11 protein-coding genes are annotated in these 16120 nt (G+C 70.8%); 3 read left to right on the top strand and 8 right to left on the bottom strand.

The window, feature by feature from the left end; genetic code table 11:
* On the top strand, nucleotides 1-957 hold a 957-nt coding region (locus tag GUY60_RS19895; protein WP_161699728.1), incomplete at its 5' end, for an NADP-dependent oxidoreductase.
* Between the two features lie 76 nt (nucleotides 958-1033).
* Entirely contained in the window at nucleotides 1034-1735 is a 702-nt protein-coding gene (locus GUY60_RS19900) for a nitroreductase family protein (protein ID WP_161699730.1), read from the top strand.
* Between the two features lie 100 nt (nucleotides 1736-1835).
* On the opposite strand, the gene pruA is transcribed toward GUY60_RS19900, so the two are convergent.
* Both pruA and GUY60_RS19910 read right to left on the bottom strand, forming a co-directional pair.
* Nucleotides 1836-3467: an L-glutamate gamma-semialdehyde dehydrogenase gene (gene pruA / locus GUY60_RS19905; protein WP_161699731.1), complete on the bottom strand. Its 1632-nt coding sequence runs from the start codon at nucleotides 3465-3467 to the stop codon at nucleotides 1836-1838.
* Nucleotides 3468-3561: 94 nt separating this feature from the next.
* Complete coding sequence (locus GUY60_RS19910) at nucleotides 3562-4488, bottom strand: proline dehydrogenase family protein (RefSeq protein ID WP_161699733.1); 927 nt, start codon at nucleotides 4486-4488, stop codon at nucleotides 3562-3564.
* A gap of 219 nt (nucleotides 4489-4707) precedes the next feature.
* On the opposite strand from GUY60_RS19910, the gene GUY60_RS19915 reads away from it, so the two are divergent.
* On the top strand, nucleotides 4708-5880 hold the full coding sequence (locus GUY60_RS19915) for a PucR family transcriptional regulator (RefSeq protein ID WP_187370083.1): 1173 nt from the start codon (nucleotides 4708-4710) through the stop codon (nucleotides 5878-5880).
* A gap of 159 nt (nucleotides 5881-6039) precedes the next feature.
* Here GUY60_RS19915 and serA read toward each other — a convergent pair whose 3' ends face one another.
* The 6 genes from serA to GUY60_RS19945 form a co-directional block, all read right to left on the bottom strand.
* A complete protein-coding gene (gene serA / locus GUY60_RS19920) occupies nucleotides 6040-7641 on the bottom strand; it encodes a phosphoglycerate dehydrogenase (RefSeq protein WP_161699735.1) in 1602 nt (533 codons plus the stop codon).
* Between the two features lie 246 nt (nucleotides 7642-7887).
* Nucleotides 7888-8886, bottom strand: a complete 999-nt coding sequence (ilvC, locus tag GUY60_RS19925) for a ketol-acid reductoisomerase (protein ID WP_161699737.1) — start codon at nucleotides 8884-8886, stop codon at nucleotides 7888-7890.
* Nucleotides 8887-8993: 107 nt separating this feature from the next.
* Nucleotides 8994-9521, bottom strand: a complete 528-nt coding sequence (gene ilvN / locus GUY60_RS19930) for an acetolactate synthase small subunit (protein WP_161699739.1) — start codon at nucleotides 9519-9521, stop codon at nucleotides 8994-8996.
* A gap of 29 nt (nucleotides 9522-9550) precedes the next feature.
* Entirely contained in the window at nucleotides 9551-11443 is a 1893-nt protein-coding gene (locus GUY60_RS19935) for an acetolactate synthase large subunit (protein WP_161699741.1), read from the bottom strand.
* A gap of 235 nt (nucleotides 11444-11678) precedes the next feature.
* On the bottom strand, nucleotides 11679-14624 hold the full coding sequence (locus GUY60_RS19940) for a putative bifunctional diguanylate cyclase/phosphodiesterase (protein WP_161699743.1): 2946 nt from the start codon (nucleotides 14622-14624) through the stop codon (nucleotides 11679-11681).
* A 363-nt stretch (nucleotides 14625-14987) separates the two neighbouring features.
* On the bottom strand, nucleotides 14988-15929 hold the full coding sequence (locus GUY60_RS19945; protein ID WP_161699745.1) for a 2-hydroxyacid dehydrogenase: 942 nt from the start codon (nucleotides 15927-15929) through the stop codon (nucleotides 14988-14990).
* Nucleotides 15930-16120 lie beyond the last annotated feature (191 nt).

Raw genomic sequence — 16120 nt, forward strand, 5'->3', positions numbered from 1 at the left:
ACCCAGGAGCACTTCGCGTTCGTGGAGTCCGCGATCCCCCGCCCGGCGCCCGGCACCGCCCTGGTGGAGAACCTCTACTGGTCCGTGGACCCGTACCACCGCGAGCTGATGGACGACGTGCCCGGCGGCTTCGCGCTGCACGCGCCGCTTGAGGGGCGCGCCATCGGCCGGGTCGTGGAGTCCCGTGAACCCGCCCTGAAAGAGGGCGAGTTGGTCTTCCACCGGCAGGGCTGGCGCACCCACTCGGTGGTGACGCCGGACGAGGTGCGCCGCCTTCCGCGCTTCGACGGGGTGCCGCTCTCCGCGTACCTGAGCGTCCTCGGCGGCACCGGCCTGACCGCGTACGTCGGGCTGACCCGGATCGCGCGCCTGAAGGAGGGCGACGACCTGTTCGTGTCGGCCGCGGCGGGCGGTGTCGGCACGGCCACGGCGCGGTTCGCGCGGCTGCTCGGCGCGGGCCGGATCGTGGGCAGCGCGGGCTCGGCGGCGAAGGTGAACCACCTGACGCGGGAGGTGGGTTACGACGCCGCCTTCGACTACCACGAAGGACCGGTGGCCGAACTCCTCACGGCGGCCGCGCCCGACGGCTTCGACGTCTTCGTGGACAACGTCGGCGGCGAGCACCTGGGCGCCGGGATCTCCGCGCTTCGCGAGTACGGCCGGGTGGTGCGGATCGGCACGGTCAGCCAGTACAATGACCCGGCGGCACCGCCCGTGCGCTTCAACCACGCGGACATCGTGGAGAAGTCCCTGCGTATGGAGGGCTTTCTCGTACGCGACTACCGGGATGTGCAGGACGAGTTGTACGAGTTCGCCGTGCCGCATCTGCAGAGCGGGCGGGTCCGGCTCGACGAGACGGTGGTGGAGGGCTTCGACTCCATCGTGGACGCGTTCCTCGGGATGCTGCGCGGGGAGAACCTCGGAAAGATCATCGTCCGGGCGGCCGGGGCGAGTTGAGCGCCGGCGGGTCGAGCGCCAGGGACCGGCGCGACGCCCTCTGTCCGTACACCGGTACCGGCGGCAGACTCGGCCCATGACCGAGACCACGGAGCACTGGGCCCCCGACCACGGAGAGCCCTACCGGCCCGTCCCCTACCGCCCCGAGCGGATGCCCCCCGAGGAGTCCCTGACCCGCGCCGCCGAGCTGCGGGACCGGATGCGGGAGCGGCACACCGTACGGCAGTTCGCGCCCGACCCGGTGCCGGAACAGGTCGTACGGGACGCCATCGCCTGCGCGTCCACCGCACCGTCCGGCGCGCATCAGCAGCCGTGGACGTTCGTCCTGGTCCGCGACCCCGAGGTGCGCCGCCGGATCCGCGCGGCCGCCGAGCACGAGGAGCGGATCAGCTACGACGGACGGCTCGGCGAGGAGTGGCTCGCGGCGCTCAGGCCGCTCGGCACGGACCGCGTCAAGGCCCATCTGACGGACGCGCCCGCCCTGTTGGTGGTCTTCCAGGAGCGGTACTGGCTGGGCGAGGACGGCACCAAACGCAAGCACTACTACGTCGACGAGTCGGTGGGCATCGCCGTCGGGATGCTGCTCTCGGCCCTGCATCTGTCGGGGCTCGCGGCGCTCGTGCACACACCGAGCCCGATGCGGTTCCTCTCCCAGGTGCTCGGCCGCCCGGAGAACGAGAAGGCCTTCGCGGTGATCCCGGTCGGCTACCCGGCGCCCGACTGCCAGGTCCCCGACCTGGTGCGCAAGTCCCTCGACCAGGTGCTCGTCGAGGTCTGACAGCGGCCGTGCACGTACACCGGGCATGACACCGCCCCCGTACGGCGGACGGTCCGTACGGGGGCGGGTGTTCAGGCGGCCCAAAGGGGCCAGGCGGGCGTCAGCCCATGTGCGGGTAGCCGTACTCGGTCGGCGGGACCAGCGTCTCCTTGATGGCGCGGGTCAGCGTCCAGCGCATCAGGTTCTGCGGGGCGCCGGCCTTGTCGCAGGTGCCGGAGGCACGGCCGCCGCCGAAGGGCTGCTGGCCGACGACGGCGCCGGTCGACTTGTCGTTGATGTAGAAGTTGCCCGCGGCGAAGCGGAGCTTCTCCATCGCGTCGGCCGCGGCCGCACGGTCGGAGGCGATGATCGAGCCGGTCAGCGCGTACGCGGACACCGACTCCATCTGCGCCAGCATCTCCTCGTACTTGTCGTCCTCGTAGACGTGCACGGCGAGCACCGGGCCGAAGTACTCGGTCGTGAAGACCTCGTTCTCCGGGTCGGAGCACTCGATGACGGTCGGGCGGACGAAGTAGCCCTCCGAGTCGTCGTACGTGCCGCCCGCGACGATCGTGCAGGACGCGTCGGCCTTGGCACGGTCGATGGCGGCCTTGTTCTTCGCGAAGGCACGGTCGTCGATGACGGCGCCGATGAAGTTCGTCAGGTCGGTGACGTCACCCATCCTGATGCCGTCGACCTCGGCCGCGAACTGCTCCTTGAAGCCGTTGTTCCAGATCGAGGCGGGGACGTACGCACGCGACGAGGCCGAGCACTTCTGGCCCTGGAACTCGAAGGAGCCACGGGTCATCGCGGTCTTCAGGATCGCCGGGTCGGCCGAGGGGTGGGCGACCACGAAGTCCTTGCCGCCGGTCTCACCGACGATGCGCGGGTACGAGCGGTACTTCTCGATGTTGTTGCCGACCGTCTTCCACAGGTGCTGGAAGGTCTTGGTCGAACCGGTGAAGTGGATACCGGCGAGGTCCGGGTGCTCCAGGGCGACCTCCGAGACCGCCAGGCCGTCACCGGTGACCAGGTTGATGACGCCCTTCGGCAGGCCCGCCTCCTCCAGGAGCTGCATGAGCAGCACGGCGGCGTGGGTCTGCGTCGGGGACGGCTTCCACACGACCACGTTGCCCATGAGGGCGGGGGCGGTCGGCAGGTTGCCCGCGATGGCCGTGAAGTTGAACGGCGTGATCGCGTACACGAAGCCCTCGAGCGGGCGGTGGTCCATGCGGTTCCACACGCCGGTCGAGTTGGCCGGGGGCTGCTCGGCGAGGATCTGGCGGGCGTACGAGACGTTGAAGCGCCAGAAGTCGATGAGCTCACACGGGGTGTCGATCTCCGCCTGCTGAGCGGTCTTCGACTGGCCCAGCATCGTGGAGGCGGCGAGGGTCTCGCGCCACGGGCCGGAGAGCAGCTCGGCGGCGCGCAGGATGATCGCGGCGCGGTCGTCGAACGACATCGCGCGCCAGGCCGGGGCGGCGGCGAGCGCGGCGTCGATGGCGTCCTGCGCGTCCTGGGTGCTGGCGCCGCGGCCGGTGCCGATGACGGAGCGGTGGTTGTGCGGCTGGACGACCTGGAAGGGCTCGCCGCCACCGAGGCGACGCTCGCCGCCGATGGTGCAGGGCAGCTCGATCGGGTTGTCGGCCAGCTCCTTGAGCTTGACCTCCAGGCGGGCGCGCTCGGGCGAGCCGGGGGCGTAGCCGTGCACCGGCTCATTGACGGGGGTGGGGACCTGGGTCACGGCGTCCATGGCGTCCGTCTCCTTGGGTGAGGTCTTGATGAGGGGTGAGGTGGCTCGGCCCTGGGCCGGATCTCGGGGGGCCTTCGGGGGTCTTCGGGGGCTGTCAGCTCTTGGTGAGCGTCGAGCGGGCGAAGAAGATCAGGTTGGCGGGCTTCTCCGCGAGGCGCCGCATGAAGTAGCCGTACCAGTCGGTGCCGTACGCGGTGTAGACCCGCATGCGGTGTCCCTCGGCGGCGAGCCGGACGTGCTCCTCGGTGCGGATGCCGTAGAGCATCTGGAACTCGTACTCATCCAGTTTGCGCCCCGCGCGGCGGGCGAGCTCCTGGCTGATGGCGATGAGTCGCGGGTCGTGGGACCCGATCATCGGGTACCCGGAACCCTCCATGAGGATGCGCGTGATCCGGACGTACGCCTTGTCGATCTCGCTCTTGTCCTGGTACGCGACCTCGGCGGGCTCCTTGTAGGCGCCCTTGACGATCCGGACGCGGCTGCCGTTCGCGGCGAGGCGGTGGGCGTCGTCCTCGGTGCGGAACAGGTAGGCCTGGATGACGCAGCCGGTCTGCGGGAAGTCCTTCCGCAGCTCGTCGTGGATGGCGAACATCGAGTCGAGGGTGGTGTGGTCCTCGGCGTCCAGGGTGACCGTGGTGCCGATGGCGGCGGCGGCCTCGACGACCGGCCGTACGTTCGCGAGGGCCAGCTCGTGGCCGTCCTCAAGGGCTTGGCCGAACATCGACAGCTTCACGGACATCTCGGCCTTGGTGCCGAGGCCGAGGTCCTTGAGCCGGTCGATGAGCTCCAGGTACGCGTCCCGGGCGGCGGCGGCCTGTTCGGGGGTGGTGATGTCCTCACCGACGACGTCGAGGGTGACCTCGAGGCCCTTGTCGACGGCGTCCACGACGACCGGCACGACCTGGTCGACGGTCTCGCCGGGGATGAACCGCTCGACCACCTGCTTGGTGCCCGGGGCAGCCGAGACGAAGCGGCGCATCTTGTCGCTGCGTGACGCGGCGAGGATCACGGGAGCCAGCACGGGGCACCTCCAGAACGCGATGTGAAGGGGGCCGCCCGTTCGGTCGGTGACGAGTCGAGTCGAGTGGAGTCGATGACGGCGTCGGTGACGAGAAGGGAGCGGCACGAAGAACCACCGTGAAACCTAGGGTTCGTGTCGATCCTGAACCATCGACAGGTGTCACGCATCCGTGCCCGGCGTCTCAGACAGATGTATGAGAAGCCCGCCGGGTGGCGCACAATGGCCACCGTGAAGGGCGACTACCAGGACCTGGTCGATGAGATCTCCGCGCTTCTCGGCGCACCCGCGACCTTGGAGAACCGGGACTTCGAGCTGATCGCGTTCGGTGCGCAGGACAGCGGCGGCGGCTTCGACGAGCTGGACCTCGACCCGGTCCGCACCCGCTCGATCCTGACCCGTAAGTCGACGGCCGCGGTCCGCTCCTGGTTCGAGGGCTTCGGCATCACCCGCGCGCAGGGCCCGGTGCGCATCCCGGCGGCCCCGGACGCGGGCGTCCTACGGGCCCGGATCTGTCTGCCGGTACGCCACCGGGGCGTGGTGCACGGGTACGTCTGGCTGCTCGACTCCGAGCCAGGACCGACCGCCGCTCAACTGGACGCGGCCCTCCAGGTGACGGAGCGCATCGGGGTGCTGCTCGCGGCGGAGGCCTCGGCGGGCGACGACGTGGCCCGCGAGCTGCGCGCCCTGCTCACCGCCCCGGCCGGCTGGCAGCGGGAGGCCGCGACGACGGCACTGCGGGACGCGCTCGGCGCCGCAGCCGACGAGCTGCACGCGCTGGTCTGCGTCTCGCCGTGGCCCGCGTCGGCGACGCCGGGTGCGCAGCGCGTGGCGGGCACGGTCTCGGTGTGCGCGGTGCCGGGTCCCCCCGGCGACGACGCCGCCCCGCAGACCCTGGCCGCGCTGGTACGGCTGCGCTCACCGGAGGCGCTCGGGCCCGCTCGTACGGCGGCGACGCGCCTGGTCGACACGGTGGGGGGCGCGGGCGCGGCGGGGATCGCGACGGCCCGGCGCGGTCTGGCCGAACTCCCCGCCGCCTGGCGGGAGGCCACGGCGGCGGCACGCGCGGCGGCGGCGCGGCGGGCGGCGGTCGGTGTCGAACCTGTCGCTCTGTGGGCCGAGTTGGGCCCGTACCGGTTGCTCACGGCGCTGCCGGTGGAGGTCGCGCACGATCCGGTGGTGCAGCCGCTGCTCGCCCGGCCTGAACTCGCCCGCACCGCCGAGGTGTTCCTCGACCAGGCCGGTCAGGCGGGCCGCGCGGCGACGGCGCTCGGCATCCACCGCCAGACCCTCTACTACCGCCTGTCCCGCGTGGAGCAGCTCACGGGCCTCGACCTGGACTCCGGCGAGGACCGGCTACTCCTCCACATGGCCCTCAAGGCTGCCCGCCTGTAGGGCTGTTCTTTCCCCACCCCGCCCCTTCCCGAAGTCCTGCCGGACGGGCCTCCTCAAACGCCGGAGGGGCTAATAGATAGCCCCTCCGGCGTTTGAGGAGAACAAAAAAGCGGGGCCCGGCGTGCCGACATCGCACCCCGGGCCCCGCCAACAACCAACCTAGTCAGTCAAGTTGACCGAACGAGCCGACGTCGCCCCGATCTCGGAAGCCAGCTCCGCCAGGACCTGCGCCGGAACCGTGTCGTCGACGGTGAGCACCGCGAGGGCCTCCCCACCGGCCGCCGCACGCGACACCTGCATGCCCGCGATGTTCAGCCCACCCTCACCGAGGACACGGCCCACCGTGCCGACGACACCGGGACGGTCCGCGTACCGCAGGACCACCATGTGGTCGGCGAGCGCCAGGTCGATGTCGTGCTCGCCGATGGCGACGATCTTCTGCAGGTGCTTGGGCCCGGCAAGCGTGCCGGAGACCGAGATCTCCTCGCCACCGGACAGCGTGCCCCGCACCGTGACGACGTTGCGGTGGTCGGGCGACTCCGACGTCGTCGTCAGCCGCACCTCGACGCCACGCTCCTGCGCGAACAGCGGGGCGTTCACGTACGACACCGTCTCGTCGACGACGTCCTCGAACACGCCCTTGAGCGCGGAGAGTTCGAGCACCTTGACGTCGTGCTGGGTGATCTCACCGCAGACCTCGACGTCCAGACGGGCGGCGACCTCACCGGCGAGCGCGGTGAAGATCCGGCCGAGCTTCTCGGCGAGCGGCAGCCCCGGACGTACGTCCTCGGCGATGACACCGCCCTGCACGTTCACCGCATCCGGCACCAGTTCACCGGCGAGCGCGAGGCGCACCGACTTGGCGACGGAGATACCGGCCTTCTCCTGCGCCTCGTCCGTGGACGCGCCGAGGTGCGGGGTGCAGACGACCTGGTCGAGCTCGAACAGCGGGGAGTCCGTGCAGGGCTCCTTCGCGTACACATCGAGACCGGCGCCGGCGACGCGGCCCTCCTTGAGCGCCGAGTACAGCGCCGTCTCGTCGACGATGCCGCCACGCGCGGCGTTCACGATGCGGACGTGCGGCTGGACCTTGTGCAGCGCCTCGTCACCGATGAGACCGAGGGTCTCGGGGGTCTTCGGCAGGTGCACGGTGATGAAGTCGGAGACCTCGAGCAGCTCGTCGAGCGTGAGGAGCTTGACGCCCATCTGCGCGGCCCGCGCGGGCTGTACGTACGGGTCGTACGCGACGACCTTCATGCCGAACGCCGACATGCGCTGGGCGACCAGGACACCGATGCGGCCGAGGCCGACGACGCCGAGGGTCTTCTCGCTGAGCTCGACACCCGTGTACTTGGAGCGCTTCCACTCGCCGTTCTTGAGCGCGGTGTTGGCCTGCGGGATGTTGCGCGCGGTGGCGACGAGCAGGCCGCAGGCGAGCTCGGCGGCGGTGACGATGTTGGACGTCGGGGCGTTGACGACCATCACGCCGGCCTTGGTGGCCGCGGACACGTCGACGTTGTCGAGGCCGACTCCGGCCCGCGCGACGACCTTCAGCTTCTTCGCGGCGGCGATGGCCTCGGCGTCCACCTTGGTGGCGGAGCGCACCAGGATCGCGTCGACGTCGGCGATGGCCGGGAGCAGCTCGGCGCGGTCCGCGCCGTTGCACTTCCGGATCTCGAAGTCCGGACCCAGCGCGTCCACGGTCGCGGGCGACAGCTCTTCGGCGATGAGTACGACGGGTTTGGCAGGGTTCGAGCTCACGTGTGTCCTCACATGTCCAGTGCGGACGGCCGTCCCGACGGCCGCAGGCGGTGGAGGGGGGCAAGCCGCGAAGACGCACGACACTGTGGGCCTGACGCGTATGTGTTGAGAAGTGTAGTGCTGCTCTGCGGCGGGTTTTCCGCCGGAGCGGAAGGATCACTCATCCGTGGTGGGCCACGGTGTACAAGTGGGGCCACGGTGTACAACAGGGCCGGACCCGAAGGTCCGGCCCTGTGCCGTCGAGGCTCAGGCCTCGTCGTTGACCCAGCTCATGAGCTTGCGCAGCTCCTTGCCCGTGGTCTCCAGGAGGTGGTTCTCGTCCTGGGTCTTGTACTCGTTGTACTTCTTCAGACCGCCGTGGTACTCGTCCATCCACTGCTGAGCGAAGGTGCCGTCCTGGATCTCGGCCAGGACCTTCTTCATCTCGGCCTTGGTGGCGTCCGTGATGATGCGCGGGCCGGTGACGTAGTCGCCCCACTCGGCGGTCTCGGAGATCGACCAGCGCATCTTCTCCAGGCCGCCCTCGTACATGAGGTCCACGATGAGCTTCAGCTCGTGCAGGCACTCGAAGTACGCGATCTCCGGCTGGTAGCCGGCCTCGGTCAGGGTCTCGAAGCCCGCCTTGACCAGCGCGGCGGTGCCACCGCAGAGGACGGCCTGCTCACCGAACAGGTCGGTCTCGGTCTCCTCGGTGAAGGTGGTCTTGATGACGCCGGCGCGGGTGCCACCGATGCCCTTGGCGTACGAGAGCGCCAGCGCGAAGCCGTTGCCGGTCGCGTCCTGCTCGACGGCGGCGATACACGGAACGCCGCGGCCCTCCTCGTACTGGCGACGGACCAGGTGGCCCGGACCCTTGGGCGCGACCATCGCCACGTCCACGTTGGCCGGGGGCTTGATGAAGCCGAAGCGGATGTTGAGGCCGTGGCCGAAGAACAGCGCGTCGCCGTCCTTGAGGTTGTCCTTGATGGACTCCTCGTAGACCTGGGCCTGGATCGGGTCCGGGACGAGGATCATGATGACGTCGGCCTCGGCGGCGGCCTCCGACGGGGTCACCACGCGCAGGCCCTGCTCCTCGGCCTTGGCCTTGGACTTGGAGCCCTCGTGCAGGCCGACGCGGACGTCGACGCCCGAGTCACGCAGGGACAGCGCGTGGGCGTGGCCCTGGCTGCCGTAACCGATGACCGCGACCTTGCGGCCCTGGATGATGGACAGGTCGGCGTCGGCGTCGTAGAACAGCTCGGCCACTGGGGATCTCCTTGGTGTGCTGGTGGTGCACCCACCGTACGGCGGGCGGGCGATGAGAGGGTGTCGGGTCTCGGTATCCGAGAGGGGCGCGCCGGAGCGCGTGGTGCTCAGGCGGAGCGGTCGAGGGCGCGCAGTGAGCGGTCCGTGATGGAGCGCGAGCCGCGCCCTATGGCGATCGTTCCGGACTGGACGAGTTCCTTGATGCCGAAGGGCTCCAGCATCTTCAGCATGGCTTCCAGCTTGTCGCTTGAGCCGGTGGCCTCGATGGTGACCGCCTCGGGCGAGACGTCCACGGTCTTGGCGCGGAACAGCTGGACGATCTCGACGATCTGCGAGCGGGTCTCGTTGTCGGCGCGGACCTTCGCGAGGACGAGCTCGCGCTGGACGGCGTGGCCGGGTTCGAGCTCGACGATCTTCAGGACGTTGACGAGCTTGTTCAGCTGCTTGGTGACCTGTTCGAGGGGCAGGTCCTCGACGTTCACCACGATGGTGATGCGGGAGATGTCGGAGTGCTCGGTGACGCCCACGGCGAGGGAGTCGATGTTGAAGCCGCGGCGGGAGAACAGGGCGGTGATCCGGGCGAGGACACCGGGCTTGTTCTCGACCAGGACGGAGAGCGTGTGCTTGGTGGACATGACTCTGGGTCTCTCTTTCGCTCTCGGTCTCAGTCGTCCGTGTTGTCGCCGAAGTCGGGGCGGACGCCCCGGGCGGCCATGACCTCGTCGTTGGAGGTGCCGGCGGCGACCATCGGCCACACCTGGGCGTCCTCGTGGACGATGAAGTCGATGACGACGGGACGGTCGTTGATCTCGTTCGCCTTGGCGATGACCGCGTCGAGTTCGGCCGGGTCCTCGCAGCGCAGCGCGACACAGCCCATCGCCTCGGACAGCTTCACGAAGTCCGGGACCCGGGTGCCCTTGCGGGCGCCCTGGCTGGCGCCGACCTGGGAGCCGGGGTTCTCGTGGCCGGTGTCGTCGGCGTGCAGCACGGTGTTGGAGTAGCGGCCGTCGTAGAACAGGTTCTGCCACTGGCGGACCATGCCGAGGACGCCGTTGTTGATGATGGCGACCTTGATCGGGATGTTGTTCAGGGCGCAGGTGGTGAGTTCCTGATTGGTCATCTGGAAGCAGCCGTCGCCGTCGATCGCCCACACCGCGGTGTCCGGGCGGCCGGCCTTGGCGCCCATCGCGGCCGGGACCGCGTACCCCATCGTTCCGGCGCCGCCGGAGTTCAGCCAGGTCGCGGGCTTCTCGTAGTCGATGAAGTGCGCGGCCCACATCTGGTGCTGGCCGACGCCCGCGGCGAAGACGGTGCCCTCGGGGGCGAGCTTGCCGATCCGCTCGATGACCTGCTGCGGGGAGAGGCTGCCGTCGGCGGGCAGGTCGTAGCTGAGCGGGTAGGTGTCGCGCCACTGGTTGAGCAGCTCCCACCAGGCGGCGTACCCGTCCTTGGCGGCCTCGCCGACGTGCCCCTCGGCGTTCTCGGCCTGCAGGGCCTGCACCAGGTCGGCGATGACCTCGCGGGCGTCGCCGACGATCGGCACGTCCGCGGTGCGGTTCTTGCCGATCTCCGCGGGGTCGATGTCGGCGTGCACGACCTTGGCGTACGGCGCGAACGAGTCGAGCTTGCCGGTGACGCGGTCGTCGAAGCGGGCTCCGAGGGCGACGATCAGGTCGGCCTTCTGCAGCGCGGTGACGGCGGTGACCGCACCGTGCATGCCCGGCATTCCCACGTGCAGCGGGTGGCTGTCGGGGAACGCGCCGAGCGCCATCAGTGTGGTGGTGACGGGCGCCCGGGTGAGTTCGGCGAGGACCTTCAGCTCGGCGGTCGCGTGTGCCTTGAGCACGCCGCCGCCGACGTAGAGCACGGGCCGCTTGGCCTGGCTGATCAGCTTGGCCGCCTCGCGGATCTGCTTGGCGTGCGGCTTGGTCACCGGGCGGTAGCCCGGCAGGTCGGTCTGCGGCGGCCAGCTGAAGGTGGTGGTCGCCTGCAGCGCGTCCTTCGCGATGTCCACCAGGACCGGTCCCGGACGGCCGGTGGAGGCGATGTGGAAGGCCTCAGCGATCGTCTTCGGGATGTCCTCGGCCTTGGTGACCAGGAAGTTGTGCTTGGTGATCGGCATGGTGATGCCGACGATGTCCGCCTCCTGGAAGGCGTCCGTGCCGATGGCCTTCGAGGCGACCTGGCCGGTGATGGCGACGAGCGGCACCGAGTCCATGTGCGCGTCGGCGATCGGCGTGACGAGGTTGGTGGCACCCGGCCCCGAGGTGGCCATGCAGACGCCGACCTTGCCGGTGGCCTGCGCGTACCCGGTCGCGGCGTGCCCGGCGCCCTGCTCGTGGCGGACCAGGATGTGACGGACCTTGGTGGAGTCCATCAGCGGGTCGTACGCCGGCATGATCGCGCCGCCGGGGATACCGAATACGGTGTCCGCCCCGACTTCCTCGAGAGAACGAATGAGGGACTGCGCACCCGTCAGCTGCTGTGCGGGGGCGGACTGCTGTCCAGAGGGTCGGGGCCGCGGCTGCGGATGGGCCCCGGTGGCCTGCTCGGTCATCGGCGTCTCTTCTCGAAGCTAAGAGGGTGTTTTGCGAGAGTTTCTACGGTGATGGGGGGCGGTGCCAGTGCAACAAAAAACCCCTCGTGCCCGGAGGCAAGCGAGGGGAGCGCGTCGGTGCCGTAGCGCTGAGGATTCTGCGGTGTCCGCAGTCTCAGCTTTAGCCGACGCGCTTTCCAAGTACGAGAATTCGGGTGCGCATGGCACTGACCCTCCCCCTGACCACCGGGGAGTGTCAAGTGGGTGGGACGGCTGTCTCATTATGTGAGCGCACCCGTGTGATGCCAGTACCGCCGATGCCCGAGCCGCCGATGACGGCCCCGCCCACGAAGACCGGCTCGCTGGTCGGCTGCGGCAGCGGATAGTGCCCCTCGGCGAGCGCCCGGCGCAGCCGGTGCTCCTCCAGGGGGCCGGAGAACGCCATGCCCTGGCCGTGCGTGCAGCCCATCTCGCGCAGCGCGACGACCTGCTCGGGCAGGTCCACGCCGTCGGCGACGGAGCGCAGCCCGAGGTCGCAGGCGATCCGCAGCAGACCACTGGTGATCTTGTGCAGCCGGGCGGACTCCACCACCCCCTCGACGAGCGAGCGGTCCAGTTTCAGTACGTCCACGGGGAGGCGGCGCAGCGCGTTGATCGCGGCGTGCCCGCTGCCCAGGCCGTCGAGGGCGACCCGGACGCCGAGCCTGCGCAGGGCGGCGAGGCGCCGCTCCAGTTCGTCCAAGGACCCCTGACTGTTGCGCGGGTTGCGCGGGTCCCGCGGGTCGCTGTCGGACAGCTCGATGACGAGGGCGCCGGAGGGCAGTCCGTACCGCGTCAGGAGCGCCTCCACCGAGCCGAGCGGCATGGAGCGGTCGAGGAGCCGCTGAGCGCTCATCCGCACCACTACGGGTACGGCCTGCCCGGCGCGGCCCCGCTCGGCGGCCTGCTCGACGGCCTCCTGGAGCAGCCAGCGGCCGAGCTCGGCCGCGCGGTCGCTGTCGTCGCCGACGCGCAGGAACTCGGCGGGCGTGAAGAGGAGGCCCTGCGCGGAGCGCCAGCGGGCCTGGGCGGCGACGGCGGTGACCCGGCCGGTGTCGAGCGACACCACCGGCTGGTGCAGGAGCGCGAACTCGCCCTCGTGCAGGGCGGAGCGCAGCCGGGTGGCGAGCTCGGCCTTGCGGACCACCTCGGCCTGCATCTGCGGGGCGTACAGCACGACGCGGCCCTTGCCCGCGGCCTTCGCGCGGTACATCGCGAGGTCGGCGTTGCGGAGCAACTCCCCTGCGGTGACGCCTGGTTCGGCGAAGGCGACGCCGATGGAGGCGGCGACGCGTACGTCCTGGCCGTCGATGGTGTACGGGTCCGACAGTCTCAGCCGGAGCCGGTCGGCGAGCTCGAAGATGTGGCGCTCGCGGGCCGCGCGGTCGCGGGCGCCGTCGCCCACGATGAGCGCCGCGAACTCGTCGCCGCCGAGCCGGGCCGCGGTGTCCCCGGAGCGTACGGATTCGGCCAGGCGCCGGGCGGCCTGGACGAGGAGTTCGTCGCCCGCCTGGTGGCCGATGGTGTCGTTGACGCCCTTGAAGCCGTCGAGGTCGATGAAGAGCACGGCGGTGCCGCGGTCGGTGCTGCGCCGGCCGCCGAGGGCGGCGCCGACCCGCTTGGTGAACAGCGAGCGGTTGGGCAGGTCGGTGAGCGGGTCGTGCTCGGCGTTGTGCTGCAACTGGGCCTGCAGGCGCACCCGTTCGGTGACGTCGCGGCTGTTGAACAGCAGGCCGCCGTGGTGCCGGTTGACGGTCGACTCCACGTTCAGCCAGCTGCCGCTGCCGGAACGGAAACGGCACTCGATGCGTGTGGTGGGCTCGTCGAGCGGCCGGGCGGCGAGGAAGCGGCGGATCTCGTGCACGACCCGGCCGAGGTCCTCGGGGTGGATGAGCAGGGCCAGTTCGGAGCCGACCAGCTCCTCCGCGTCCCGGTTCCAGACCCCGGCCGCGGCCGGGCTGACGTATCGCAGGATGCCGTTCGGCGCGGCGATCATGATGACGTCGCTCGAACCCTGCACCAGGGAGCGGAAGTGGTTCTCCTTCTGGGCGAGTTCCTGGGTGAGCGAGATGTTGTCGAGCAGCATGATCGCCTGCCGCACGACCAGGGCGAGCACCACGGTGCAGGCCGTGAACAGCACGACGCGGTCGACGCTGCGGCCGTCGAGGGTGTTGTAGAGAATCCCCAACGTGCAGACGGCGGCGGCCAGATACGGGGTGAGCGCGGCGAGCGAACCGGCGATCGGCCGGGTGACCCGCCCGCTGGTGCGCCGCAGCGCGTCCGCTCCGCCCATCAGGGCGCCCTCGGGCCGTACGGGCCCCGGATCGCTCTCGGCCCCTTCGCGGGCGGTGACCCACGGGGCGTACGCGAGGAGCAGGGAGCCCGCGAACCAGCCGGCGTCGAGGAGCTGCCCGGAGCGGTACGACTCGCGCAGCAGCGGGGAGGTGAACAGGGCGTCGCACATCACCGTCAGGGCCAGCGCGGCGACGGCCGTGTTGATCGCGGAGCGGTGGGTGGCGGAGCGCCGGAAGTGCAGCGCGAGGACCATGCTGACGAGGACGATGTCCAGGAGCGGGTACGCGAGCGAGAGCGCGGCGTGCGAGACGCTGAGGTCGCCGAACTCGGCGGTGTGCGCGAGCGCCAGGCTCCACGCCAGCGTGAGCAGCGAGCCGCCGATGAGCCAGGAGTCGAGCGCGAGGCAGACCCAACCGGCGCGTGTGACCGGCCTTTTGGCGAGGACGAGGAGGCCGACGATGGCCGGTGGCGCGAAGCACAGGAAGAACACGTCGGCGAGGCTGGTGCTCGGCACGGGGCGGTCGAGCACCACTTCGTACCACCCCCAGACGGCGTTGCCGAGGGCCGCCATCGCGGAGGACAGGGCGAAGAGGAGCCAGGCGGGCCGGAAGCGGCTGCGGCTGTTGCGGGCGTAGAGGAAGCAGGAGACGGCGGCGGCCGCGGCCGCGGCGCTGAGCCCGAAGTCCCCCATGAACGCCGAGAGTTGGTCCGAACCCCAGCCGAAGGCGGAGCCCGTGGCATAACCGGCGCAGACGGCTGCGAGCAGCAGCTGCGCGAGGAGTCCACCGCGGCCCCGGTCCTGCGGGGGGCCGCCGGTGAGCAACGCTCCCGGCGCGATCACCGGGGCACCCGCCTCGACGGGACCCACCGGGCCTCACCGTCCCCGGCGCTCACCGTCCGGTCGCCCGGGGGCCCTGGGCGGCGCGGTGGCGGGCCGCCGCGCGTGCTGTCGGCGCTTATCGGCAGTGGTGTGCGAAACGGTCGCCGTCGGCGGCCTTGCCGCGTCGGAGTCTTCGCCACTCCGTGCATCGTCCGTCGCCCCCCTCTGGATCTCCCCTTGGCGCCGAACCCTCCACGGCGCAACCCCTGTCGGGACGATACACCAGTCCCGTCACTCAGGGACATAGTCTCTCTACGCTCCGTGACGACCAGCGGCGATGCGGGCACGGGGCGCACGCGGGCGGTGGCTGAGCGTGGGCAACAGCCGTGCGCTATACGGTAGTTGGGGTGGCTACGCCGTGGTGTGTACGACGTTGTCCACCGGCTCCCCCGCGGCGTACCGCTCCAACTGCCGTACGAGCAGCCGCTTCGCGCGGGGCAGGAACGCCGAACTGCTGCCGCCCACATGCGGGCTGACGAGCAGGTTCGGGGCGTGCCAGAGCGGATGCCCGGCGGGCAGCGGCTCCGGGTCGGTGACGTCGACGGCCGCGCTGATGCGCCCCGTCTCCAGCTCGGCGAGGAGCGCCTTCGTGTCGACGACCGGGCCGCGGGCGACGTTCACCAGCAGGGCCCCGTCACGCATCCCGGCCAGGAACTCCGCGTCCACGAGCCCCCTGGTCTGCTCGGTCAGCGGGGTGCACAGGACCACCACGTCGGCCTCGGCGACGAGGGCGGGCAGTTCGGTGAGCGGGTGCACCGGGCCGCGCTCCGTGGCACGGGCGGAGCGCGCGACGCGCGCCACCCGCGCGCACTCGAAGGGAGCGAGCCGGTCCTCCACGGCGGCGCCGATGGAGCCGTATCCGACGATGAGCACCGACTTGTCGGCGAGCGCCGGGTAGAAGCCGGAGCGCCACTCCTCCTTGCGCTGCCCCTCGACGAATCCGGGGATGCCGCGCAGCGAGGCCAGGATCAGGGTCAGCGCCAGCTCCGCGGTGGACGCCTCGTGCACACCACGCGCGTTGCACAGCCGTACGCCGGGGCCGAGGGCCGCGGCTCCGGGCAGGATGTGGTCCATGCCCGCGGTCAGGGTCTGGACGACGCGGACCGAGGTCATCGCGGCCAGCGGACGTGCGCTGACCTCCGCGCCCTTCATGTACGGCACGACGTAGAAGGCGCAGTCCGCCGGGTCGGCCGGGTAACTGTCCTCGCCGTCCCAGGTGCGGTAGTCGAAGCCGTCCGGGAGGCCGGGCACGGTGTCGGGCGCGAAGGGGAGCCATACGTCTGAGGCGTTCATGCCCTGGAGGCTAACCGGCGTCCCGGAACGCGCGGAGACGGCGTTCGCGACGCGGTACGCGCGCGTGGAGCCGGTTTTCGTGGGGGCGGTGGGGGCCGTCGGCGGGTGCGGTGGACGTCGTCCGCGAGGTGCCACGCGCGCGTGGAGGCGGTTTTCACAGGCGCCGGGGAGAGGCTGAGCGCGGCGCCCGC

The organism is Streptomyces boluensis, assembly GCF_009908195.1.
Lineage (GTDB): Bacteria > Actinomycetota > Actinomycetes > Streptomycetales > Streptomycetaceae > Streptomyces > Streptomyces boluensis.

Excerpts from the sequence above, each read along its gene's own strand:
- GUY60_RS19900 (WP_161699730.1), top strand. The coding sequence starts at position 1,034 with ATGACCGAGACCACGGAGCACTGGGCCCCCGACCACGGAGAGCCCTAC.
- pruA (WP_161699731.1), bottom strand. The coding sequence starts at position 3,467 with ATGGACGCCGTGACCCAGGTCCCCACCCCCGTCAATGAGCCGGTGCAC.
- GUY60_RS19915 (WP_187370083.1), top strand. The coding sequence starts at position 4,708 with ATGGCCACCGTGAAGGGCGACTACCAGGACCTGGTCGATGAGATCTCC.
- ilvN (WP_161699739.1), bottom strand. The coding sequence starts at position 9,521 with ATGTCCACCAAGCACACGCTCTCCGTCCTGGTCGAGAACAAGCCCGGT.
- GUY60_RS19935 (WP_161699741.1), bottom strand. The coding sequence starts at position 11,443 with ATGACCGAGCAGGCCACCGGGGCCCATCCGCAGCCGCGGCCCCGACCC.
- GUY60_RS19945 (WP_161699745.1), bottom strand. The coding sequence starts at position 15,929 with ATGAACGCCTCAGACGTATGGCTCCCCTTCGCGCCCGACACCGTGCCC.